The organism is Pseudomonas chlororaphis (assembly GCA_001023535.1).
Lineage (GTDB): Bacteria > Pseudomonadota > Gammaproteobacteria > Pseudomonadales > Pseudomonadaceae > Aquipseudomonas > Aquipseudomonas chlororaphis_E.
The window spans coordinates 3,323,840-3,346,805 of record CP011020.1 but is presented as its reverse complement, the minus strand read 5'-3'; the positions used below and the strand labels follow the sequence as shown (position 1 = coordinate 3,346,805).

Genomic DNA, 22,966 nt, shown 5'->3' with positions numbered 1-22,966 from the left:
CAAGCCCGTGATAGCATCCGCGCCATGAATGTTTCAGGAAGAATGACCAGCGGCGTGCTCATGCTGTCCCTCAGCTGCGCGGCGCTGGCGAACAGTGAACTGGAGGTACGGGTCAAGCCGGCCAACGACGCACTCAAGGCCAACGTAGAAGGTTACATCGGTGGGGTGGGCGATCGCGACGAAGAGGCGCTGTTGCGCTTCAGCCGCGGCGCCGAGGAGCAGGCCCGCAAGGCTGCCCAGGCGCTGGGCTACTACCAGCCGCAGATCGACAGCGAGGTCAAGGGCGGCAAGGACCCGCGCCTGGTCCTGAGCATTGACCCTGGCGAACCGGTGCATCTGCGCAACGTGACCCTGCGCGTCGAGGGCCCGGCGGCGTCCCTCAAGGCGTTTCGCCTGCCGGACGATCCCGGCCTCAAGCCCGGTGCGGTGCTCAACCACGGCCGTTACGAAGACGCCAAGCGACTGATCCAGAACCAGGCCTCGCGCTACGGTTTTTTCAGTGGGCGATTCACTCGCCAGCAATTGTCCGTGGACCCCCAGGCCGGTATCGCCGACATCGAATTGATCTACGACAGCGGCCCGCGTTACGCCCTGGGCCCGGTGAATTTCGAGGGCGATACGCCGTTCGACGAAGACCTGCTGCGGCGCATGGTGCCGTTCAAGGCGGGCACCCCCTACGACTCCGAACTCATTGCCGAGCTCAACCAGGCCTTGCAGTCGAGCGGCTACTTCGAAGGCGTGCGGGTCGACGCGGCACCGACCGCGGCCACCGATAACGTGATCCCGGTGGCGGTCAAGCTCGACACCCGCAAGCCCCGTACCATGGGCTTGGGCCTGGGGTTTTCCACCGACGTCGGCCCGCGGGCCAAGGCCAACTGGACGCGTCACTGGGTCAACCCCCAGGGCCACAGTTATGGCTGGGAGGCCGAAGTCTCGGCGCCCCGACAGAACGTCGGCCTATGGTACGACGTGCCGCTTGACCCACCGCTGACCGACAAGCTGCGCTACGCCGGCGGCTACCAGTACGAAGAGTTGGCCGGCACCGACACCCTCAGCAAGCTGCTGACCGTCGGCCCGGAATGGCACAGCAAGTTGCCCAGCGGCTGGCAACGGGTGGTGTCGCTCAAATGGCAGCGCGAGGAATACCGCCTCGGCGACGATTCGGGCTTGAGCACGTTGCTGATGCCGGGCGTCAGCTATTCCTACCTGCGCAGCGACAACCGCATCGACCCGCACAACGGCTACCGCTTGCAGTTCGACACCAAGGTCGCCAAGGAAGGGCTGGGTTCGGACAACAACCTCGTCTACGGCACCGCCATGGTCAAGGGTCTGACCACCGTGTTCGATAAGCACCGCCTGCTGGCCCGCGCCCAGGTCGGGGGCAGCGCGACCAATGGCTACAAATCCATCCCGCCGTCCCTGCGCTTTTTTGCCGGCGGCGACCAGAGCGTGCGTGGCTACGACTACCAGAGCCTGTCGCCGGAGAACGCCGAGGGTGATCGCATCGGCGGCCGCTACATGGTGGCCGGCAGTCTCGAATACCAGTATTCGGTCGCAGAGAAATGGCGGGTGGCGACCTTCGTCGACCAGGGCAATTCGTTCAACAATCTTGAATTGCCAAGCCTCAAGACCGGCGTGGGTATCGGTGTGCGCTGGGTGTCGCCGGTGGGCCCGATCCGCCTCGATCTGGCCCATGCGCTGGACGATGAGGGTGGCATTCGTTTGCACTTTTCCATGGGGCCCGAATTGTGAGTCGTGGTTTGAAGGTAACGCTGCTGGCGTTGGGTACGCTGCTGGCCGTGGTGGTATTGGCGCTGGGCCTTATCCTGGGCAGCGCATTCGGCAGCCGCTGGGCCCTTGGCCTGGTGCCAGGGCTGAGCGTGGACAATTTCCAGGGGCGCCTTGGCGGGCAATGGAGCGCCGATCATCTGCTATGGCAACAGGACCGCAGTCGGATAGAAGTCGATGGGCTGATCTTCGCCTGGTCGCCGCTGTGCCTGACCCGTCTGACCTTGTGCATCGAACGGCTCAAGGCCGATCAGATCAGCCTGCAATTTCCGCCTTCCGCCGATGAGCCGAGCAGCGGTCCGATCAGCTTGCCCGACCTGGACTTGCCGGTGGCCATCGAACTGGGAGAGGTGCAGGTCGCTCGCCTGCTGTTCAATGGCAGCGAGCAGCTCAAGGGCTTGCAATTGGCGGCCCATTGGACGGCCGAGGGCTTGCGGATCGACTCGCTGCAACTGCAACGCGACGCACTGAGCCTACAGCTTTCCGGTCTGCTGAAACCCGGCGCGGACTGGCCGCTGAAGGCCGCCGGCCAGTTGACGCTGCCCGCACCGGGGGACGTGCCCTGGACCCTGGACTTGAACGTCGATGGCGACCTGCTCAAGACGCTCAACCTCAGCGCTGACAGCCGCGGTTACCTGCAAGGCCGTCTGGTGGGCGAGCTGCAACCCTTGGCCGACCACCTGCCGGCCAAGGTGCGCATCACCGCCGACGGCTTCAAGGCGAGCGCCGACCTGCCGGACACCCTGGTGCTCAATCAGCTCGAGTTGACCGGCGAGGGCGACCTGGACACCGGTTACCAACTGCTCGGCAAGGCGATCCTGCCGGCCGAGAAAGGCCCCGTGGCGTTGCTGCTGCAAGGCAAGGTGGACGCCAAAGGCGCGCAGATCGCCGCCCTAGACCTGGACGCTGGCGAGCAGCAGAGCCTCAAGCTCAGCGGCCAGGTGGACTGGCGCGAGGGCCTGAGCGCCGACGCCAAGATCGCCTGGCTGGATTTCCCCTGGCATCGGCTTTACCCGCTGATCGATGAGCCACAAGTGAGCGTGCGCCGCTTCGACGGCGAAGTCTCGTACACCGATGGCAACTACCTCGGCCATTTCCAGGCCGCATTGGATGGGCCCGCCGGCGCCTTCAGCCTGGGCAGCCCGTTCAGCGGCGACCTGACCCAGATCCATTTGCCGCAACTTGAGCTCACCGCCGGCCAGGGCAAGGCCGAAGGGCACCTGGACCTGCAATTTGCCGAGGGTATTGCCTGGGACACGGCCCTGGCGTTGTCGGCCATCAACCCGGCGTACTGGCTCGGCGAATTGCCCGGCACCCTGGCGGGGCCGTTGCGCAGCAAGGGGTCGATCAACAACGGCACCCTCAACCTCGACGCGGACCTGGACCTCAAGGGCAAGCTGCGCGGTCAACCGGCGCTGTTCCAGGCCCGGGCCAGCGGCGCCGGCGAACAATGGAACCTCAGCGCGCTGGACATCCGCCTGGGGGACAACCGCATCAACGGCAGCGCCAGCCTGCAACAGACGCTCACCGGCCAGGTCGACATCAAGCTCGCGCGCCTGGCCCAGCTCTGGCCGCAATTACGCGGCCAGGTCATGGGGCGCGTCGACGTCGCGGGGACACTCAAGGCCCCTCAGGGCAAGCTCGGCCTGCAAGGCACCCAACTGGCGTTTCAGGACAACCATCTTCAACGTCTGAACCTGGACGCAACCCTGGACAAAGCGCAGCGAGGCAAGGTCGACCTCAAGGCCAGTGGCATTCGTGCCGGCGACACGGCGCTGGGTGTGCTGACCGTCAGCGGGCAGGGTGATATCAAGCAACAGACACTCACCCTGGACTTGCAGGGGCCACAGCTCGACACGACATTGGCGCTGGATGGCCGGCTCGACCAGGGCAACTGGCGCGGACGCCTGGCCAGCGGCGACGTCCAGGCCGGCGGCCAGGCCTGGCGCCTGCAAGCCCCGGCGAAACTGGAGCGCCTGGCCAACGGTACGCTCAACGTGGGCGCCCATTGCTGGCGTTCCGGCCAGGCCAGCCTGTGTGGTGAAGACCAGCGGCTGATGCCGGAGCCGAAGCTGCGCTATCACCTCAAGCAGTTCCCCATCGAAAGCCTGGCCCAGTGGATGCCCAAGGATTTCGCCTGGAAGGGCCAGCTCAATGCCGACCTGCAACTGGACCTGCCGGCCAGCGGCCCGAACGGGCGGATCCTGGTGGACGCCAGTGGCGGCACGTTGCGCATCCGCGACAAGGAACACGAGCAGGCGCCGTGGCTGGACTTCCCCTACCAGACCCTGACCCTGGACAGCCGCCTGACCTCCAAGCGCATCGACACCCAACTGAATTTCGTCGGCGCCCGGCTCGGCGAGCTGATGCTCCAGGCGCAGATCAACCCGCTGCCGGCCAGCAAACCCCTCAGCGGTTCGTTCCGCCTGACCGGCCTGGACCTGTCCGTGGCCCGGCCATTCGTGCCGATGGTGCAAACCCTCACCGGCCACCTGAACGGCAGCGGGACCTTGTCCGGAGGCTTGCTGGCGCCCCAGGTCAACGGCAACCTGGTGCTCAGCGACGGCGAAGTGTCCGGGCCTCAACTGCCGGTCAGCCTCGAAGCCCTGCAGGTGCGCGCGATGATCGCCGGCGACACAATGCGGCTCAACGGTGACTGGAAAAGCGGCAAGGACGGGCAGGGCAGCCTGACCGGGGACATCGGCTGGGGCGAGGCCTTGAGCATGAACCTGGCGCTCAAGGGCTCGCATTTGCCGGTCACGGTCGAGCCGTACGCGGTGCTGGACGTGGCGCCGGACCTTGACATCACCCTGCAGGGCGAACGGCTGGCCATTGCCGGCAAGGTCCTGGTACCCAAGGGCGAGATCACCATCCGCGAACTGCCACCTTCCACCGTCAAGGTCTCGGACGACACGGTGATCGTTGGGCACCAGACCGAGGAGGGCAAGCCGCCGATGGCCATGGCGATGGATATCGACGTGATTGTCGGCCAGGACAAACTCGCGTTTGCAGGCTTCGGCCTGACCGCCAACGTCCAGGGCCAGGTGCACATCGGCGACAACATGGACACCCGCGGCGAACTCTGGCTCAACGACGGTCGCTACCGGGCCTATGGGCAACGGCTGACGGTCCGTCGCGCGCGCCTGCTGTTCGCTGGGCCTATCGACCAGCCTTACCTGGACATCGAGGCAATCCGCCAGACCGACGATGTGATCGCCGGCATCCGCTTGAGCGGCAGCGCCGAGCAGCCGACTACGCAGATCTTCTCGGAACCGGCCATGAGCCAGGAACAGGCGCTGTCCTATCTGGTGCTGGGTCGGCCGCTGAGCACCACGGGCGAGGACAACAACATGCTCGCCCAAGCGGCGCTGGGTCTGGGCCTGATGGGCAGTGCCGGGGTGACCACCAGCCTGGCCAACAACCTGGGCATCAGTGATTTCCAACTCGACACCCAGGGCAGCGGCGATACCACCAGTGTGGTCGCCAGCGGCAACCTGTCGGAAAAACTCAGCCTGCGCTACGGCGTCGGCGTGTTCGAACCGGCCAACACCATCGCCTTGCGTTACAAGCTCAGCAAAAAGGTCTACCTCGAAGCCGCCAGTGGGGTCGCCAGCTCCCTGGACATCTTCTACAAGCGCGATTTCTAACCGTTCCCCAAAACCTCAATGTGGGAGCGGGCTTGCTCGCGAAGAGGGTGAATCAGCTGATGAAGATGTTGGCTGACCCACCGCATTCGCGAGCAAGCCCGCTCCCACATTTTGTTTCTGTGCCTGCCCTCATGAATAGCAAGCTAACTATTTTATTTGACATTTGCTGCCTAAGCAGTAATATCTCGACATACATTCACTGCCTAGGCAGCAAACGGTGCTCAGATGAAGCATTTCACCCCAGACGAATTCCACAAGTGCCATCTCGGCATGCTGCTCGGACGCGCCGCGCTGCTCAAGGATCGGATCATCGATACCCACATGGAACCCGTCGGCATCACGGCCGCGCAGTTCAAGGTGTTGATCATCATGGCCCAGCACGGCATCGACACACCCGCCGAGCTGTGTCGCTACCTGTCCCTGGACAGCGGTTCGATGACCCGCATGCTCGATCGCTTGCAACAGAAAGGTTTCCTCGCTCGTCAACGTTCGGTGGATGATCGGCGGCAAGTGCTGCTGGTGCTGACCGACGCCGGCCAGGCCCTGGCGGATCGGCTGCCGGTGATCGGTGCCGACGCCATGAACCAGTTGGCCAGCGTCATCAGCCGCGAGGAGCTGCAAACCCTCGAACAGATTCTCAAGAAAATTCTGCTTGCCGCCGGTGATCCCATCACCGTGTTGCGATTGGGGGACAAATGAAGCGTAAGACCTTGCGTACCCGCCTGAGCCTGGTGCTGCTCGCCATGAGCCTGGCCGGTTGCGCCAGCTATAGCGGCCTGAAGACCGAAGGCGTCAGCCTTGAGGCCCAGAGCCTCAAGGCCGGGCAATCGCTGAACGGTGTCAAGTTGTCGCCGGCCGCATGGCCGAAAAACGATTGGTGGAAAAGCCTGGGCGACCCGCAGCTCGACGGCCTGATCCGTGAAGCCTTGCGCGACAGCCCGGACATGCAGATCGCCAGCGCCCGGGTGCATCAGGCCAGTGCCGCCGCCTACGCCGCCAATGCGGCGCGCCTGCCCACCCTGGATGCCAGCGGCGGTGTCAGCCGTTCGCGTCTGTCCCGCGACGAGGACCCGGCGGGCGAGGGCGGTGCCTACAGCACCTTGCGCACGCTGGGGGTTAACTTCAATTACACCTTCGATCTCTGGGGTGGCCAACGGGCCGCCTGGGAAGCCGCGCTGGGCCAGGCCCGTGCCGCCGAGATCGACCGCCAGGCAGCGCAACTGACCCTGGCCGCCGATGTGGCCCGGGCCTACAGCGACCTGGGCCAAGCCCACATCATTCGTGACCTGGCGGCCGAAGACCTCAAGCGCACCCGGCAGATGCTCGACCTGAGCAAGCGCCGTCTCAACGCCGGGATCGACAGCGAGTACCAGTTCCAGCAGACCGAAAGCCTGGAGGCCAGCGCCGATGCGACCTTGATCGACGCTGAGAAACGCCTGCAAAGCGCCAAGATCGCCTTGGCGGTGCTGTTGGGCAAAGGCCCGGACCGGGGCAGCGAAATCGCCCGGCCCAACGTGCTGCAATCGAGCGCGGTCGCCTTGCCGTCAAACCTGCCGGCCGAGTTGCTGGGCCGTCGCCCCGACCTGGTGGCCGCCCGTTGGCGGGTCGAAGCGGCGAGCAAGGACATCGAGGCCGGCAAGACCAACTTCTACCCCAACCTCAACCTGAGCGCGGCGGCGGGGGTGCGGTCACTGTTGGGCGATGCGATGTTCGGCTCGCCCAGCCGTTTCTTCAACGTGGCGCCGACGGTCTCGCTGCCGATCTTCGATGGCGGGCGCCTGCGGGCTGACCTGGATGCCCGGGACGCCGACTACGACCTGGCGGTGGCGCAGTACAACAAAAGCCTGGTCCAGGCCCTGGGGGATGTCAGCGACACCATCAACCAGCTGCGTGACATCGCCCGCCAGATTGGCGCCCAGCAACATGCCACTGATATCGCCCAAAGCTCATACGACACCGTGGTCCAGCGCTACGGCTCGGGCATCGGCAATTACCTGGACGTGCTGAGCATCGAGCAGCAATTGCTCCAGGCCCAACGTCAATTGGCGAACCTGAATGCCGAGCAGATCGACCTGTCGATCCAGCTGATGCAGGCCCTGGGCGGTGGTTTCGAACCCCAGGCCCTGGCTGCGGCCACACCGGCCTCTGCGCCGAATAACTGATTCGAGGGACTTGTCATGGCCACTGCCGACACTACGCAACCTACCCAAAACCCGCAGGACAGCGGCAACCCGCGCAAGCGCAAGGTCATGTTGCTGGCCCTCGCGGTCATCGTCATCCTCTGCGGCCTGGGCGTCTGGGCCTGGCACGAGCTGTACGGGCGCTGGAACGAAAGCACCGACGATGCCTATGTGAACGGCAACGTGGTGGAAATCACGCCGCAGGTCACCGGCACCGTGGTGAGCATCGGCGCCGACGACGGTGACCTGGTGCGCGAAGGCCAGATTCTGGTGCAATTCGACCCGAACGATGCCGAAGTCGGGCTGCAGAGTGCCCAGGCCAACCTGGCCCGCACCGTGCGCCAGGTGCGTGGCTTGTACAGCAACGTCGACGGCATGCGCGCACAGGTCAATGCCCAGGAAGCCGAGGTGCAGAAAGCCCAGGAGAACTACAACCGGCGCCGCAACCTGGCGGCCGGCGGGGCGATCTCCCAGGAAGAACTCTCCCACGCCCGGGACGACCTGACCTCGGCGCAAAATGCCCTGGCCAATGCCCGGCAGCAACTCAAGACCACCAGCGCCCTGGTGGATGACACCGTGGTGTCGTCCCATCCCGACGTGCAGTCCGCCGCCGCGCAACTGCGCCAGGCCTTCCTCGCCAACGCCCGCAGCACCTTGATCGCACCGGTCACCGGCTACGTCGCCAAGCGTACCGTGCAGTTGGGGCAGCGGGTGCAGCCGGGGACGGCGTTGATGGCGGTGATCCCGCTGGACCAGTTGTGGATCGATGCGAACTTCAAGGAAACCCAACTGCGTGATATGCGCATTGGCCAACCCGTGGAGATCGAGACCGACCTTTACGGCAGCGACGTGAAATACAGCGGCACGATCGACAGCCTCGGTGCCGGGACCGGCAGCGCGTTTGCCCTGTTGCCGGCGCAGAACGCCACGGGTAACTGGATCAAGATCGTCCAGCGGGTGCCGGTGCGCATTCATGTCAATGCCCAGGAACTGAGCGAGCATCCCTTGCGGATCGGCTTGTCGACCCTGGTCAACGTCAACCTGCACGACCAGAGCGGCCCGGTCCTGGCTCAACAGCCTCCGCAGAAGGCCACCTTCAGCACCCAGGTCTACGACCGCCAACTGGCCGATGCCGACGCGATGATTGCCCGGCTGATCCACGAGAACAGCGCCGCGGCAAGCAAGACGGTACAGCGTTAGCCCTTGATGGCGCGCTCCCACGGGCAATTGCAGTGAACACCGATCCTGCGAGCGCCCGGGCCCAATGTGGGAGTGGGCTCGCTCGCGAATGCGCAGTTTCAGGCAGCAATTATTGAATGTGGAATCGCCTTCGCGGGCAAGCCTGCTCCCACAGGTTCTGTATCTGTGTCTTGAGTTGGACGATTCCGCCACCTTCGCTTCATAGGGTTTCGTAATGAGCAATAACGCGTCCTTCACACCGCCCAGCCTGTTGCTCAGTACCATCGGGCTGTCGCTGGCGACGTTCATGCAAGTGCTCGACACCACCATCGCCAACGTGGCCTTGCCGACCATTTCCGGCAACCTGGGCGTCAGCTCGGAGCAGGGCACGTGGGTGATCACCTCGTTCGCGGTGAGCAACGCCATCGCGCTGCCGTTGACCGGTTGGTTGAGCCGCCGGTTTGGCGAGGTGAAGCTGTTCCTGTGGGCGACGATGCTGTTCGTGCTCGCTTCCTTTCTATGTGGTATCTCCACCTCGATGCCCGAGCTGATCGGCTTCCGCGTGCTCCAGGGCCTGGTGGCCGGGCCGTTGTACCCGATGACCCAGACCTTGCTGATTGCCGTGTACCCGCCGGCCAGGCGGGGCATGGCCCTGGCGTTGCTGGCGATGGTCACGGTGGTGGCGCCCATTGCCGGTCCGATCCTGGGCGGCTGGATCACCGACAGCTACAGTTGGCCGTGGATTTTCTTCATCAACGTCCCCATCGGTGTTTTCGCGGCGATGGTGGTGCAGCAGCAGCTCAAGGCGCGTCCGGTGGTCACCAGTCGCCAGCCGATGGACTACGTCGGGTTGATCACGCTGATCATCGGCGTCGGTGCGCTCCAGGTGATCCTCGACAAGGGCAACGACCTGGACTGGTTCGAGTCGAACTTCATCATCATTGGCGCGTTGATTTCGGTGATCGCCCTGGCGGTGTTCGTGATCTGGGAAATGACCGACCGCCATCCGGTGGTCAACCTGCGGCTGTTCGCCTATCGCAACTTCCGTATCGGCACCATCGTGCTGGTGGGTGGCTACGCCGGGTTCTTCGGCATCAACCTGATCCTGCCGCAGTGGCTGCAGACCCAGATGGGCTACACCGCCACCTGGGCCGGGCTGGCGGTGGCGCCCATCGGTATCCTGCCGGTGCTGATGTCGCCCTTCGTCGGCAAGTACGCCCACAAGTTCGACCTGCGCCTGTTGGCCGGGCTGGCGTTCCTGGCCATCGGCCTGAGCTGCTTCATGCGGGCAGGCTTCAACAACGAAGTGGACTTCCAGCACATCGCCCTGGTGCAGTTGTTCATGGGCATCGGCGTGGCGTTGTTCTTCATGCCGACGCTGAGCATCCTGATGTCGGACCTGCCGCCGCACCAGATTGCCGATGGCGCCGGGTTGGCGACGTTCCTGCGGACCCTGGGCGGCAGCTTTGCGGCGTCGCTCACCACCTGGATCTGGATCCGTCGGGCCGACATGCATCATGCCTACCTGAGCGAGAGCATCAGCACGTTCGAACCGAGTACCCGCGAGGCCCTCAACCAGCTAGGCGGCGCGAGCGCGCCGGCGTATGCCCAGCTCGATCAGATTCTTACCAGTCAGGCGTACATGCTTTCCACCGTGGATTACTTCACGTTGTTGGGGTGGGCGTTCATGGGGTTGATTGTGTTGGTGTGGTTGGCGAAGCCGCCGTTTGCGGCGAAGGCGGGGCCGGCTTCGGCGGGGCATTGATCCGCAAGTGAAACGCGATCTCAAGTGTGGAGATCCTATTCACTTGAAATCATTGTGGCGAGGGAGCTTGCTCCCGCTGGGCTGCGCAGCAGCCCCTTTGTGAGTGCTTCGCACTCAAGCGGGAGCAAGCTCCCTCGCCACAGGGGCATTCAGGTTGGGTCAGGTACTGGTAGTTGCGGCGGCGGGGCAAACCCGAACGGCGCCAACGCAAACCCTTGTTCATCCACCTGCAGCGCCCAGCCTTGCTTGTCCCAGTCCCCCAGCACGATGCGTCTCGCTGCATGTTCGCCGAGTTGCAGCTTGTGGATGGCGGGGCGGTGGGTGTGGCCGTGGATCAGGGTCTGTACGCCGTACTGCTGCATGATCCGCGGGATTTCTTCAGGCGTGACGTCGACGATGTCATTGGCCTTCATCCGTGTCTGTGCCCGGCTTTCGCTGCGCAGTTTACGCGCCAGTTTCTGCCGGCTGCCCAAGGGCAGGTGGCGCAGGATGAACAGCGTGACCGGGTTGCGCAGCCAGCGCCGCAGCTTCATGTAGCCTTCATCGCGGGTGCACAGGCTGTCGCCATGCATCAGCAGCACCGGCTCGCCGTTGAACTGCACGACACTCGGGTCCTTGACCAGGGTGCAACCAGCGGCCTTGCAGAAGGCCTGCCCCAGCATGAAATCGCGATTGCCGTGCATCAGGAAGATGGCCGTGCCGCTGTCGCTCAATGCGCGCAGGGCCTGGCAGATGGAGCGCTGGAACGGGGTCATGGCATCGTCGCCGATCCAGGCTTCGAAAAAATCGCCCAGGATGTACAACGCTTGCGCCGAGCGGGCGCGGGTGGCGAGTAAATCCAGAAACGCCCGGGTGATGTCCGGGCGCTCCTCTTCCAGATGCAAATCTGAAATCAGTAGTATCACTCAATGATCTCGGCTTTCTCGATGATCACGTCTTCTGCCGGGACGTCCTGGTGGCCAGCTTTGGACGTGGTGGAAACGCCCTTGATGCTGTCGACCACGTCGGTGCCTTCGATCACTTCACCGAACACGGCATAGCCCCAGCCCTGTACGGTCTTGGCGCTGTGGTTGAGGAAGCTGTTGTCAGCCACGTTGATGAAGAACTGCGCGGAGGCCGAATGCGGCTCCATGGTGCGGGCCATGGCAATGCTGTACTTCTTGTTCGGCAGGCCGTTGTCGGCTTCGTTCTGGATGCTTGGGCGCTTGTCTTTCTTTTCCTTCATGCCCGGCTCGAAACCGCCGCCCTGGATCATGAAGTTGCCGATGACGCGGTGGAAGACGGTGTTGGTGTAGTGACCGGCCTGGACATACTCGATGAAGTTGGCGACGGTCAGCGGCGCCTTTTCTTTGTTCAGTTGCAGAACGATGTCACCGTGGTTGGTGGTCAGTTTGACTTTGCTCATGATCGCTACTCTTTCTAGGAATTCTTGGGTTTTGGGGCTGTGAGGCCCGCAACCGGTCTGGCTATGATCGGCCAGGCTGGGCAGTTTAGCCTGCCAGGCACGAATTTCGAGGCTGTTTTTCATCGGGTCGTCGATTAAATTCAATCGTTTGCCGGCCTGGCCTGTCAGGTGCTTGACAGCATCGGCTATGATACGGGCTTTGATTTATCAGGCCGCACCCGGCCGCGCACTTGTCTGTTCAAGGATCCTATGAGCAAGCCCACTGTCGACCCTACCTCGAATTCCAAGACCGGCCCGGCCGTGCCGGTCAATTTCCTGCGCCCGATCATCCAGGCGGACCTGGATTCGGGTAAGCACACACAGATCGTCACCCGTTTCCCGCCGGAACCCAACGGCTACCTGCACATCGGCCATGCCAAGTCGATCTGCGTGAACTTTGGCCTGGCCGAGGAGTTCGGTGGCGTCACGCACCTGCGTTTCGACGACACCAACCCGGCCAAGGAAGACCAGGAATACATCGACGCGATCGAAAGCGACGTCAAGTGGCTGGGCTTCCAATGGTCCGGTGAAGTGCGCTATGCCTCGCAGTATTTCGACCAACTGCACGACTGGGCGGTGGAACTGATCAAGGCCGGCAACGCCTATGTCTGCGACCTGACCCCCGAGCAGGCCAAGGAATACCGTGGCAGTCTGACCGAGCCGGGCAAGAACAGCCCGTTCCGTGACCGCAGCGTGGAAGAGAACCTCGACCTGTTCGCCCGCATGCGCGCCGGTGAGTTCCCGGACGGTGCGCGGGTGTTGCGCGCCAAGATCGACATGGCCTCGCCGAACATGAACCTGCGCGACCCGATCATGTATCGCATCCGCCACGCCCATCACCACCAGACCGGTGACAAGTGGTGCATCTACCCCAACTATGACTTCACCCACGGCCAGTCGGACGCCATCGAAGGCATTACCCATTCGATCTGCACCCTGGAATTCGAAAGCCATCGTCCGCTGTACGAGTGGTTCCTCGAGCACCTGCCCGTGCCGGCCAACCCGCGCCAGTACGAGTTCAGCCGCCTGAACCTGAACTACACCATCACCAGCAAGCGCAAGCTCAAGCAACTGGTGGACGAGAAGCACGTCAACGGCTGGGACGACCCGCGCATGTCGACGCTGTCGGGCTTCCGGCGTCGTGGCTACACGCCGAAATCGATCCGCAACTTCTGCGAGATGGTCGGCACCAACCGTTCCGACGGCGTGGTGGACTTCGGCATGCTGGAGTTCAGCATCCGTGACGACCTCGACCACAGCGCCCCGCGCGCCATGTGCGTGCTGCGTCCGCTGAAGGTGGTGATCACCAACTACCCGGAAGGCCAGGTCGAGAACCTCGAGCTGCCGTGCCATCCGAAAGAGGACATGGGCGTGCGCGTCCTGCCGTTCGCCCGGGAGATCTACATCGACCGCGACGACTTCATGGAAGAGCCGCCAAAGGGCTACAAGCGCCTGGAACCGGCCGGTGAAGTGCGCCTGCGCGGCAGCTACGTGATCCGCGCCGACGAAGCCATCAAGGATGCCGATGGCAACATCGTCGAGCTGCGCTGCTCCTACGACCCGGACACCCTGGGCAAGAACCCGGAAGGGCGCAAGGTCAAGGGCGTGATCCACTGGGTGCCGGCTGCCGCCAGCGTCGAGTGCGAAGTGCGCCTGTACGATCGCCTGTTCCGTTCACCGAACCCGGAGAAGGCCGAAGACAGCGCCAGCTTCCTGGACAACATCAACCCTGACTCCCTGCAAGTACTTACCGGTTGTCGTGCCGAGCCATCGTTGGGCAACGCACAGCCGGAAGACCGTTTCCAGTTCGAGCGCGAAGGTTACTTCTGCGCGGATATCAAGGACTCAAAACCCGGTCGTCCGGTCTTCAACCGTACCGTGACCTTGCGTGATTCCTGGGGTCAGTGATCAAGTCTTAAGGGAAACCCTGTGCTAACGATCTACAACACGCTCACCAAGAGCAAAGAAGTCTTCAAGCCGCTGGATGGCAACAAGGTGCGCATGTACGTCTGCGGGATGACCGTGTACGACTACTGCCACCTTGGGCATGGCCGCAGCATGGTCGCCTTCGACCTGGTAACCCGCTGGCTGCGCTACAGCGGTTATGACCTGACCTATGTGCGCAACATCACCGACATCGAAGACAAGATCATCAATCGGGCCCGCGAGAACGGCGAGCCCTACGATGCGTTGACCGCCCGCATGATCGAGGCCATGCACGAGGACGAGGCGCGCCTCAATATTCTCAAGCCGGACCTGGAGCCTCGTGCCACGGATCACATTCCCGGCATGCTGGCGATGATCCAGACCCTGATCGACAAGGGCTATGCCTACGCAGCGGGCAATGGCGACGTGTATTACCGCGTTGCCAAGTTCATGGGCTACGGCAAGTTGTCGCGCAAGAAAATCGAAGACCTGCGCATCGGCGCACGCATCGAGGTCGGCGAGTCGAAAGAAGACCCGCTGGATTTCGTGCTGTGGAAAGCCGCCAAGCCGGGTGAGCCGAGCTGGGAATCGCCGTGGGGCGCCGGGCGTCCGGGCTGGCACATCGAGTGCTCGGTGATGTCCACCTGCTGCCTGGGCGAGACCTTCGATATCCATGGCGGCGGCAGCGACCTGGAGTTCCCGCACCACGAGAACGAGATCGCCCAGAGCGAAGCGGCTTCCGGCAAGACCTACGCCAACGCGTGGATGCATTGCGGCATGATCCGGATCAACGGCGAGAAGATGTCCAAGTCCTTGAACAACTTCTTCACCATCCGCGACGTGCTCGACAAGTACCACCCCGAGGTCGTGCGTTACCTGCTGGTGTCCAGTCACTACCGCAGCGCCATCAACTATTCGGAAGACAACCTCAAGGACGCCAAGGGCGCCCTGGAGCGTTTCTACCATGCGTTGAAAGGCCTGCCGAGCGTGCCTGCCGCCGGTGGCGAAGCCTACGTGGCGCGGTTTACCGAAGTGATGAACGACGACTTCGGCACGCCGGAAGCCTGCGCGGTGCTGTTTGAAATGGTGCGTGAGATCAACCGCCTGCGCGAGAGTGATCTCAATGCGGCGGCGGGCCTGGCGGCACGCCTGAAGGAACTGGCCAATGTGCTGGGGGTGTTGCAGCTCGAGGCGGATGACTTCCTCCAGGCCGGTGCCGAAGGCCGCGTGGACGCCGCCGAGGTCGAGGCATTGATCCAGGCGCGCCTGACCGCGCGGGCCAACAAGGACTGGGCCGAATCCGACCGTATCCGCGATCAGCTCACCGCCATGGGCGTGGTGCTGGAAGACGGGAAGGGCGGCACGACCTGGCGTCTGGCCGACTAGAATCTTTTAGCGTTCGCAATACCCCTGTGGGAGCGGGCTTGCTCGCGAATGCGCTGTATCAGTGAGTGATTTGTTGACTGATACGCCGCATTCGCGAGCAAGCCCGCTCCCACAGTTTTTTTGCATGCCAACCCTGGCAATCATTGTTTTATGAGCTAGTACTGTCAGGTCGACCCGACGTTCACTGACAGGCGCCTCTCTCATGTTGGCTCATTGGTCTCTCGCGGCAATTCATCTCCTGGCCTTCGCCCTTGGCTTCTGGGCGGTGCTGACGCGCGGCACGGCACTGCGGCGCGTGGCGGATGGCGCGGACGCGGTTCGCAACGTGCTGGTGGCGGATAACGTGTGGGGCGTGTCGGCGCTGGTGCTGTTGGTGACCGGGGGGATGCGGGCGTTCGCGGGGTTCGAAAAAGGCTCGGACTACTACCTGCATCAACCGCTGTTTCACCTGAAGATGACGCTGTTGCTGCTGATCCTGTTGCTGGAAATCGCGCCAATGATCGCCCTGGTCAAATGGCGCATAGCCTTGGGCAAGGGCATGGCTGTCGATCCGTCACGGGCTGGCCGGTTTGCCCGGGTCAGCCACATCGAAGCCTTGCTGCTGGTCTTGATGGTGGTGGCGGCCACCGGCATGGCGCGGGGTGTGAGCCTGGGCTGAGCTGCCACGCGCGCCTGCTTCACCGCCATTAAAACGAAACGTCTGACAGCCAGGCTACGAGCCATGCCATTAGTATCGGTTCACGGGCTGGACGACAATCAAGAGGCGGGGTGGATCGGGGTAAGGCTCGATCGGCCGGAATCTTTAGCCAGCCATTGCGGCGATGCAAACGGGCTGGCTACGGACTGCTGCAAGGCTCAGGGCGTTTGCGGCTTGTCGGGGGCGGTGAGGCCTGCCTGAATACGTTGGTAGATCTCTTCGCGGTGTACCGCGACGTTTTTCGGGGCGTTGATGCCGATCCGGACTTGTTGGCCGCTAACGCCCAGAATGGTGATCGTGATGTCGTCACCAATGTTTATGCTTTCACCGACTTTGCGGGTGAGTATCAGCATGGTGTTCTCCTTGATTGCTTTATAGGGCACCTGATTCAGACAGTGCAGATGTCGGTACTGCTTATAGATTAGTGCTAAGTGTCACAACGTGGGTGCCTCTTTCTGACGTGCAGACGCAGCATTAATTCCCAGAGTGAATTCCCAGGGTGCGACTATACAGAGACGTCGGGCAGGATTCTCGTGTTTTGAGCGTCGTTCGCGGGGTTCTTGCTGGATGTGAGTGTTAAAATCCGTGCCTCATGTCTTCCAGGGGAAACGTTGTGCGCAAATTGGCTTGGGTTATCGCGGTATTGATGCTGGCTGGGTGTGGTGAAGGGCGTGACGCCGAGGCACCGAAGCCCAAACCCGCCGCGACCTCCGCGCCGGCTGCCGCTGCCGCGCCGCAATGGGCGGTCGAGGTTCGAGGCGAGACCCCGCAAGCGATCAGCGACCTGACCGGGTGGCTCATCGAGCACAGCTTCATGTCGACCGTGGTGCGGGAAAATGGCAAGGAGCGAGTGCTGGTCGGCCCATTCAACTCCAAGGCCGACGCTGAAGCAGGTCAGGAGAAAATCACCGCTGCCCTGGTCCGGGCGAAAAAGCGCAACATCGAGACCCTGGTGGTGGATTACCCGACGGCCCAATAATCGGGCAGCACCCCATCAACGGTGGGCGCGAGCTTGCTCGCGAAAGCGTCGGATCAGTCAGCATTGATGTTGGCTGATATACCGCCATCGCGAGAAAGCTCGCTCCCACAGCCGATTGTGTTTTCACTCGGGTGAGTCAGCCGCAGGCCTTGAGGTCCACCGGCCCGACGAACTCGTTACCGTGCCCCATGACGCACGCCACACTCTGGTTGCGTTGGCGTTCCCAGCTTTCGACCGGGTAGGTCTTGTCCCAGGCTTCGTACAGGCGTCTGTCCTGTTTCGACAAGCGCAGGCCGTACTGCTTGCTCATGTAGAAGTAGGTGCGGGCGATCATGCCGCGAATGGACGGGCGGGGCATGACCTTCTTGGCCTTGAAATCCACCTGGGTCAGGCACGAACCGTATTGGCCCTTCTGCACCGGCAGCCAGCCGAAGCTGAAATTGTTCCGGTCGCCATTCACTTCGCCAATGCTCGGCACCAGGTTATGCAGGTCGGCCTCGGCCCGTTGATAGACCGGGTCGTAGCGGGTGCATTGTTTGCGGCCGCCTTCCTGCCAGCATTGGCGCTGATGGCCGATCTGCCACGCCGGAACAATGTGCTCCCACTCGATGCGCGCGGCGCGGCTGGCATTCTTGCGCGGCACGTAGCCGCAAGCCGCCAGGTTCACGCGATTGCCGGTGTACTTGCAGCCGCAGTAGAACTCGGTGGATTGCGGCGCGTAGAGTTTCCAGGCGATTTTCTTGGCTTCGTTGAAGGTGCGCGGCGCAGCGGCCTGTGCCCCCATCGCGGCGAAAGCCAGCAATAAAGCAAAACAGCGAACACTCATCACGCTCAATCTTCCTTCGGCACAACCCAGAAAACCTGCACACCGCCATCGTCGCGATAGGCGAGGGTCACGTTGTCGTTCTCGTCGATTTCTTCCAGCAGGCGTTCCCACTCATCCACCGGCTCATCGGGAAGACGGAAGATCAGGGCGGCCTTGGCTTTTTGAGCGGTGGGACCGTTGATGATTTTCGAGACGCGAAGGGCGAGTCGTGCGTAGGCGTCTAAAGGGGAAGTTGCAGCGGAGGGCGGGGCCACAGGATTATCCTTATTAAGCTGTACGTGCATACAGTATTTAACCGTAGGCATTTACGCAACTACTTAAAATTCAAGAAAATCGTCTGACAGCGCTTTTGGCGTTTTGATGTAGGAGGAGAATTTTTATTTGCAGACGCGACAGATAAAGCCGACCGCTGTACCTTCAACCGATGGCCTCGGCCGGGCACTCGATCGCGCCTATCGCGACGTTGACAAATCAGCAAACCCTTACCATAGTTCACTTCACGCAAACGTTTGCGCGGCGTTCCGTGCAATGATTTGCCCACAATAATCATAAGATCGGAGTGAACCCATGAAGTTGCCATTCGCTGGACGTCTCCTCGCTGTCGCCATGCTCGCGGCCGCATCCGCTGCGCTGCCTCTCTCCTCGGCATTTGCCCAGACCGCTGAAAAACCCAAGGTCGCTTTGGTCATGAAATCCCTGGCCAACGAGTTCTTCCTCACCATGGAAGACGGCGCCAAGGCCTATCAGAAGGAACACTCCGCCGATTTCGAGTTGATCTCCAACGGGATCAAGGATGAAACCGACACAGCCAACCAGATCCGTATCGTCGAGCAGATGATCGTGTCCAAGGTCGATGCACTGGTCATCGCACCCGCCGATTCCAAGGCGATGGTGCCGGTGATCAAGAAAGCCGTCGACGCCGGTATCACCGTCATCAACATCGATAACCAACTCGACCCCGCCGTGGTCAAGAGCAAGAACATCAACGTGCCGTTCGTAGGCCCGGACAACCGCAAGGGCGCCCGCCTGGTCGGTGAATACCTGGCCAAGCAGCTCAAGGCCGGTGACGAAGTCGGCATCATCGAAGGTGTTTCCACCACCACCAACGCCCAGGCGCGCACCGCAGGCTTCAAGGACGCGATGGAAGCGGCGCAGATCAAGGTCGTGTCACTGCAATCGGGCGACTGGGAAATCAACAAGGGCAACCAGGTGGCCGCTTCGATGCTCAGCGAATACCCGGACATCAAGGCGCTGCTGGCCGGCAACGACAGCATGGCGGTCGGCGCCGTCTCGGCCGTGCGCGCGGCGGGCAAGGCGGGCAAGGTCCAAGTGGTCGGCTACGACAACATCAATGCCATCAAGCCGATGCTCAAGGACGGTCGCGTCCTGGCCACGGCCGACCAGTTCGCTGCCAAGCAGGCGGTGTTCGGCATCGAGACGGCCCTGAAGATGCTCAAGGGCGAGAAAGTCGACAGCGGTGCCAATGGCGTGATCGAAACGCCGGTCGAGCTGGTTACGAAGTAATCATCCTGGCGATGTAGCGGTGCTCGCCCATCCGGGCGAGCGCATGGAGAGTCTTTATGTCCGTTTTTGACCCGAACGCTGTCCTGTCTGTCAGCGGCATCGGTAAAACCTATGCCCAGCCAGTACTGACCGGCATCGACCTGACGTTGATGCGCGGGGAAGTGTTGGCGCTGACCGGTGAAAATGGCGCCGGCAAAAGCACCTTGTCCAAGATCATCGGCGGGCTGGTGACGCCGACGACCGGGCAGATGCAATTTCTGGGGCAGGACTATCGTCCCGGCAGCCGTACCCAGGCGGAAGAGTTGGGCGTACGCATGGTGATGCAGGAGCTCAACCTGCTGCCGACCCTTTCCGTGGCGGAGAACCTGTTTCTCGACAATTTGCCCAGTTGCGGTGGCTGGATCAGCCGCAAGCAATTGCGCAAGGCAGCCATCGAGGCCATGGCCCAAGTGGGGCTTGATGCGATCGATCCGGACACGCCGGTGGGTGAGTTGGGCATCGGCCACCAGCAGATGGTCGAGATCGCCCGCAACCTGATCGGCGATTGCCGTGTGCTGATTCTCGATGAGCCGACCGCCATGCTGACGGCGCGGGAAGTCGAGATGCTGTTCGAACAGATCACCCGCCTGCAGGCTCGGGGCGTGTCGATCATCTACATTTCCCATCGCCTCGAAGAACTGGCACGGGTGGCCCAGCGCATCGCGGTGTTGCGTGACGGCAACCTGGTCTGCGTCGAGCCGATGGCCAACTACAACAGTGAGCAACTGGTGACCCTGATGGTCGGCCGGGAGCTGGGCGAGCATATCGACCTGGGCCCCCGCCAGATCGGTGCGCCGGCGCTGACGGTCAAGGGCCTGACCCGTTCCGACAAAGTCCGCGATGTGTCCTTCGAAGTGCGCAGCGGCGAGATCTTCGGCATCTCCGGCCTGATCGGGGCCGGGCGTACCGAGCTGTTGCGGTTGATCTTCGGTGCCGATACCGCCGACAGCGGCAGCGTGGCGCTGGGTTCGCCAGCCAAGGCGGTGAGCATTCGCTCCCCGGCCGATGCGGTGGCCCACGGTATCGCGCTGATCACCGAAGACCGCAAGGGCGAAGGCCTGTTGCTGACTCAATCCATCGCCGCCAACATCGCGCTGGGCAACATGCCGGAGATTTCCAGTGCCGGCGTCGTCAATGGCGATGCAGAGCTGAGCCTTGCGCAGCGGCAGATCGATGCCATGCGCATCCGCAGTTCCAGCCCCACGCAATTGGTGTCCGAGCTGTCGGGCGGCAATCAACAGAAGGTGGTGATCGGCCGCTGGCTCGAACGCGACTGTTCGGTGCTGCTGTTCGACGAGCCAACCCGTGGCATCGACGTGGGTGCCAAGTTCGACATTTATGCGTTGCTCGGTGAACTGACTCGCCAGGGCAAGGCGCTGGTCGTGGTGTCCAGTGACCTGCGCGAGCTGATGCTGATCTGCGACCGGATCGGCGTGCTCTCCGCCGGGCGCCTGATCGACACCTTCGAGCGCGACAGCTGGACCCAGGATGACTTGCTGGCGGCCGCGTTCGCCGGCTACCAGAAACGTGATGCGTTGCTCAACGAGGCAGCGCCTAGGGAACTCTCATGAAAACCGTATCCGCCGTCGGTAAATCGAGTGGCAACTTCTATGGCCTGGGCACTTACCTGGGCCTGGCCGGCGCGTTGCTGGCGATGGTCGCGCTGTTCTCGACCCTGAGCAGCCATTTCCTGTCGTACGACACCTTCAGTACCCTGGCTAACCAGATTCCCGACCTCATGGTGCTGGCGGTCGGCATGACGTTCATTTTGATTATCGGCGGCATCGACCTGTCGGTGGGGTCGGTGCTGGCGCTGGCGGCCTCGACCGTCAGCGTGGCCGTCCTCGGCTGGGGCTGGAGCGTCTGGCCGTCGGCCTTGCTCGGCATGGCCGTGGCGGCGCTGGCGGGCACGGTCACCGGCTCGATTACCGTGGCATGGCGGATCCCGTCGTTCATCGTCTCCCTCGGCGTGCTGGAAATGGCCCGGGGCCTGGCGTACCAGATGACCGGCTCGCGAACCGCCTACATCGGCGATTCCTTCGCCTGGCTGTCCAACCCGATTGCCTTCGGCATTTCCCCTTCGTTCATCATCGCCTTGCTGGTGATCTTCATTGCCCAGGCCGTGTTGACCCGCACGGTGTTCGGTCGCTACCTGATCGGCATCGGCACCAACGAAGAGGCCGTGCGCCTGGCGGGCATCAATCCAAAGCCGTACAAGATTCTGGTGTTCAGCCTCATGGGCCTGCTTGCGGGTGTTGCGGCGCTGTTCCAGATTTCGCGCCTGGAAGCCGCAGACCCGAACGCCGGTTCCGGGCTCGAATTGCAGGTGATCGCGGCGGTGGTGATCGGCGGCACCAGTCTGATGGGCGGGCGTGGCTCGGTCATCAGCACCTTCTTTGGCGTGCTGATCATCTCGGTGCTCGCGGCAGGCCTGGCGCAGATCGGCGCCAGCGAGCCGACCAAGCGCATCATCACCGGTGCGGTGATCGTGGTGGCGGTCGTGCTCGATACCTACCGCAGCCATCGCGCCAGTCGGCGAGGCTGAACCATGGCAACGATCAAGGATGTGGCGGCGCTCGCGGGGATCTCCTACACGACCGTGTCCCACGTGGTGAACAAGACGCGGCCGGTCAGTGAGGAGGTGCGGCGCAAGGTCGAGGCGGCCATCGAGCGCCTGGACTATGTGCCCAGCGCGGTGGCCCGTTCGCTCAAGGCCAAGACCACCGCGACCATCGGCCTGCTGGTGCCCAACAGCCTCAACCCTTATTTCGCCGAGCTGGCCCGGGGCATCGAGGATTACTGTGAGCGCAACGGTTACTGCGTGATCCTGTGCAATTCCGACGACAACCCGGACAAGCAGCGCAGTTACCTGCGGGTGCTGCTGGAAAAACGCATCGACGGCCTGATCGTCGCCTCGGCCGGCGGCGATGTCGGCCTGGTGGAAGGCTTAACTGGGGTGCGTACACCCATGGTGATCGTCGACCGTGGGCTCGACGGCATCGACGCCGACCTGGTGCGCATCGATCATGAGTTCGGCGCGTACCTGGCGACCCGCCACCTGCTGGAACTGGGCCACCGGGACATCGCCTTCATCGGCGGGCCGGCCGACACCAGTGTGGCGCAGATGCGCCTGGCGGGTTACTGCCGGGCGCTGGAAGAGGCGGGGATCGAACGGCCGGTCGAACACATGCTTGAAAGCGATTTCACCAGCACCGGTGGCTACCGTGCCGCCGCCGAACTGCTTGACCGGCAGCCGCCCAGCGCGATCTTCGCGGCCAACGACATGATCGGCATCGGCGTGCTGCGCGCCGCCGCTGAGCGCAACGTGCGCGTGCCCAGCGAATTGTCGGTGATCGGTTTCGATGACATCCAGATGAGCCGCTACGTCTACCCGGCGTTGACCACGGTCGGGCAGTCGATCCTGCAACTGGGCGAAATGGCCGCCGAGGTGCTGCTGCGCCGCATCGCGACGCCGGGCCTCGCCACTGACCAGCGGATCGTGACGCCCAGCATTGTCTTGCGAGAGTCGACTGCGCCGCTGTCCGGCACATTCGCCCAATACCGCTGAACCGAATTGATGAGTACT

19 protein-coding genes are annotated in these 22,966 nt (G+C 62.9%); 14 read left to right on the top strand and 5 right to left on the bottom strand.

Annotation, left to right across the window (positions count from 1 at the left end; genetic code table 11):
- Positions 1–24: 24 nt before the first annotated feature.
- The 6 genes from VM99_14840 to emrB all read left to right on the top strand — a co-directional run bounded on the left by VM99_14840 (position 25) and on the right by emrB (position 10,559).
- Positions 25–1,752, top strand: a complete 1,728-nt coding sequence (locus tag VM99_14840; GenBank protein ID AKJ99285.1) for a membrane protein — start codon at positions 25–27, stop codon at positions 1,750–1,752.
- Complete coding sequence (locus VM99_14835; GenBank protein AKJ99284.1) at positions 1,749–5,435, top strand: hypothetical protein; 3,687 nt, start codon at positions 1,749–1,751, stop codon at positions 5,433–5,435. The genes VM99_14840 and VM99_14835 overlap by 4 nt, the downstream gene beginning before the upstream one ends.
- A gap of 225 nt (positions 5,436–5,660) precedes the next feature.
- Positions 5,661–6,134 carry a MarR family transcriptional regulator gene (locus VM99_14830; protein AKJ99283.1) on the top strand — a complete coding sequence of 158 codons (474 nt, stop codon included), beginning with the start codon at positions 5,661–5,663 and terminating at the stop codon, positions 6,132–6,134.
- The gene (locus VM99_14825) at positions 6,131–7,597 is read left to right on the top strand and encodes a multidrug RND transporter (protein ID AKJ99282.1); all 1,467 of its coding nucleotides are present in this window, start codon (positions 6,131–6,133) and stop codon (positions 7,595–7,597) included. Before VM99_14830 ends, VM99_14825 begins: the two co-directional genes overlap by 4 nt.
- 15 nt (positions 7,598–7,612) lie before the next feature.
- Positions 7,613–8,815, top strand: coding sequence for a hemolysin D (locus tag VM99_14820; protein AKJ99281.1), 1,203 nt, complete (start codon positions 7,613–7,615; stop codon positions 8,813–8,815).
- A gap of 214 nt (positions 8,816–9,029) precedes the next feature.
- Positions 9,030–10,559 carry a multidrug resistance protein B gene (emrB, locus tag VM99_14815; protein ID AKJ99280.1) on the top strand — a complete coding sequence of 510 codons (1,530 nt, stop codon included), beginning with the start codon at positions 9,030–9,032 and terminating at the stop codon, positions 10,557–10,559.
- A 149-nt stretch (positions 10,560–10,708) separates the two neighbouring features.
- Here emrB and VM99_14810 read toward each other — a convergent pair whose 3' ends face one another.
- Both VM99_14810 and VM99_14805 read right to left on the bottom strand, forming a co-directional pair.
- On the bottom strand, positions 10,709–11,464 hold the full coding sequence (locus tag VM99_14810) for a UDP-2,3-diacylglucosamine hydrolase (GenBank protein ID AKJ99279.1): 756 nt from the start codon (positions 11,462–11,464) through the stop codon (positions 10,709–10,711).
- Positions 11,461–11,964 (bottom strand): peptidylprolyl isomerase, encoded by a 504-nt coding sequence (locus VM99_14805; GenBank protein AKJ99278.1) that lies wholly within the window; start codon positions 11,962–11,964, stop codon positions 11,461–11,463. Before VM99_14805 ends, VM99_14810 begins: the two co-directional genes overlap by 4 nt.
- 249 nt (positions 11,965–12,213) lie before the next feature.
- On the opposite strand from VM99_14805, the gene VM99_14800 reads away from it, so the two are divergent.
- From VM99_14800 to VM99_14790, 3 genes are all read left to right on the top strand, one after another.
- Positions 12,214–13,911, top strand: coding sequence for a glutamate--tRNA ligase (locus VM99_14800; protein ID AKJ99277.1), 1,698 nt, complete (start codon positions 12,214–12,216; stop codon positions 13,909–13,911).
- Between the two features lie 21 nt (positions 13,912–13,932).
- On the top strand, positions 13,933–15,315 hold the full coding sequence (locus VM99_14795; GenBank protein ID AKJ99276.1) for a cysteinyl-tRNA synthetase: 1,383 nt from the start codon (positions 13,933–13,935) through the stop codon (positions 15,313–15,315).
- A 202-nt stretch (positions 15,316–15,517) separates the two neighbouring features.
- On the top strand, positions 15,518–15,973 hold the full coding sequence (locus tag VM99_14790) for a membrane protein (GenBank protein AKJ99275.1): 456 nt from the start codon (positions 15,518–15,520) through the stop codon (positions 15,971–15,973).
- A 197-nt stretch (positions 15,974–16,170) separates the two neighbouring features.
- On the opposite strand, the gene VM99_14785 is transcribed toward VM99_14790, so the two are convergent.
- Positions 16,171–16,365 (bottom strand): carbon storage regulator CsrA, encoded by a 195-nt coding sequence (locus tag VM99_14785; protein ID AKJ99274.1) that lies wholly within the window; start codon positions 16,363–16,365, stop codon positions 16,171–16,173.
- Between the two features lie 260 nt (positions 16,366–16,625).
- On the opposite strand from VM99_14785, the gene VM99_14780 reads away from it, so the two are divergent.
- A complete protein-coding gene (locus VM99_14780; GenBank protein AKJ99273.1) occupies positions 16,626–16,991 on the top strand; it encodes a sporulation protein in 366 nt (121 codons plus the stop codon).
- 136 nt (positions 16,992–17,127) lie between these two features.
- On the opposite strand, the gene VM99_14775 is transcribed toward VM99_14780, so the two are convergent.
- Together VM99_14775 and VM99_14770 are read right to left on the bottom strand one after the other, a co-directional pair.
- The gene (locus tag VM99_14775) at positions 17,128–17,817 is read right to left on the bottom strand and encodes a deoxyribonuclease (GenBank protein AKJ99272.1); all 690 of its coding nucleotides are present in this window, start codon (positions 17,815–17,817) and stop codon (positions 17,128–17,130) included.
- A 5-nt stretch (positions 17,818–17,822) separates the two neighbouring features.
- Entirely contained in the window at positions 17,823–18,101 is a 279-nt protein-coding gene (locus tag VM99_14770; protein ID AKK01763.1) for a hypothetical protein, read from the bottom strand.
- 283 nt (positions 18,102–18,384) lie between these two features.
- Here VM99_14770 and VM99_14765 point away from each other — a divergent pair, with 283 nt between their 5' ends.
- From VM99_14765 to VM99_14750, 4 genes are read left to right on the top strand one after another with little or no spacing between them, the layout of a single operon-like run.
- Positions 18,385–19,341 carry a LacI family transcriptional regulator gene (locus VM99_14765; GenBank protein AKJ99271.1) on the top strand — a complete coding sequence of 319 codons (957 nt, stop codon included), beginning with the start codon at positions 18,385–18,387 and terminating at the stop codon, positions 19,339–19,341.
- Between the two features lie 56 nt (positions 19,342–19,397).
- Positions 19,398–20,951: a sugar ABC transporter ATPase gene (locus VM99_14760; protein ID AKJ99270.1), complete on the top strand. Its 1,554-nt coding sequence runs from the start codon at positions 19,398–19,400 to the stop codon at positions 20,949–20,951.
- On the top strand, positions 20,948–21,925 hold the full coding sequence (locus VM99_14755; protein ID AKJ99269.1) for an ABC transporter permease: 978 nt from the start codon (positions 20,948–20,950) through the stop codon (positions 21,923–21,925). Before VM99_14760 ends, VM99_14755 begins: the two co-directional genes overlap by 4 nt.
- 3 nt (positions 21,926–21,928) lie before the next feature.
- Entirely contained in the window at positions 21,929–22,948 is a 1,020-nt protein-coding gene (locus VM99_14750) for a LacI family transcriptional regulator (GenBank protein ID AKJ99268.1), read from the top strand.
- Positions 22,949–22,966: the final 18 nt, after the last annotated feature.

Coding starts and splice junctions, on each gene's coding strand:
- VM99_14840 (AKJ99285.1), top strand. CDS start 25: ATGAATGTTTCAGGAAGAATGACCAGCGGCGTGCTCATGCTGTCCCTC.
- VM99_14830 (AKJ99283.1), top strand. CDS start 5,661: ATGAAGCATTTCACCCCAGACGAATTCCACAAGTGCCATCTCGGCATG.
- VM99_14825 (AKJ99282.1), top strand. CDS start 6,131: ATGAAGCGTAAGACCTTGCGTACCCGCCTGAGCCTGGTGCTGCTCGCC.
- VM99_14820 (AKJ99281.1), top strand. CDS start 7,613: ATGGCCACTGCCGACACTACGCAACCTACCCAAAACCCGCAGGACAGC.
- emrB (AKJ99280.1), top strand. CDS start 9,030: ATGAGCAATAACGCGTCCTTCACACCGCCCAGCCTGTTGCTCAGTACC.
- VM99_14805 (AKJ99278.1), bottom strand. CDS start 11,964: ATGAGCAAAGTCAAACTGACCACCAACCACGGTGACATCGTTCTGCAA.
- VM99_14800 (AKJ99277.1), top strand. CDS start 12,214: ATGAGCAAGCCCACTGTCGACCCTACCTCGAATTCCAAGACCGGCCCG.
- VM99_14790 (AKJ99275.1), top strand. CDS start 15,518: ATGTTGGCTCATTGGTCTCTCGCGGCAATTCATCTCCTGGCCTTCGCC.
- VM99_14785 (AKJ99274.1), bottom strand. CDS start 16,365: ATGCTGATACTCACCCGCAAAGTCGGTGAAAGCATAAACATTGGTGAC.
- VM99_14775 (AKJ99272.1), bottom strand. CDS start 17,817: ATGAGTGTTCGCTGTTTTGCTTTATTGCTGGCTTTCGCCGCGATGGGG.
- VM99_14770 (AKK01763.1), bottom strand. CDS start 18,101: ATGCACGTACAGCTTAATAAGGATAATCCTGTGGCCCCGCCCTCCGCT.
- VM99_14765 (AKJ99271.1), top strand. CDS start 18,385: ATGAAGTTGCCATTCGCTGGACGTCTCCTCGCTGTCGCCATGCTCGCG.
- VM99_14760 (AKJ99270.1), top strand. CDS start 19,398: ATGTCCGTTTTTGACCCGAACGCTGTCCTGTCTGTCAGCGGCATCGGT.
- VM99_14755 (AKJ99269.1), top strand. CDS start 20,948: ATGAAAACCGTATCCGCCGTCGGTAAATCGAGTGGCAACTTCTATGGC.
- VM99_14750 (AKJ99268.1), top strand. CDS start 21,929: ATGGCAACGATCAAGGATGTGGCGGCGCTCGCGGGGATCTCCTACACG.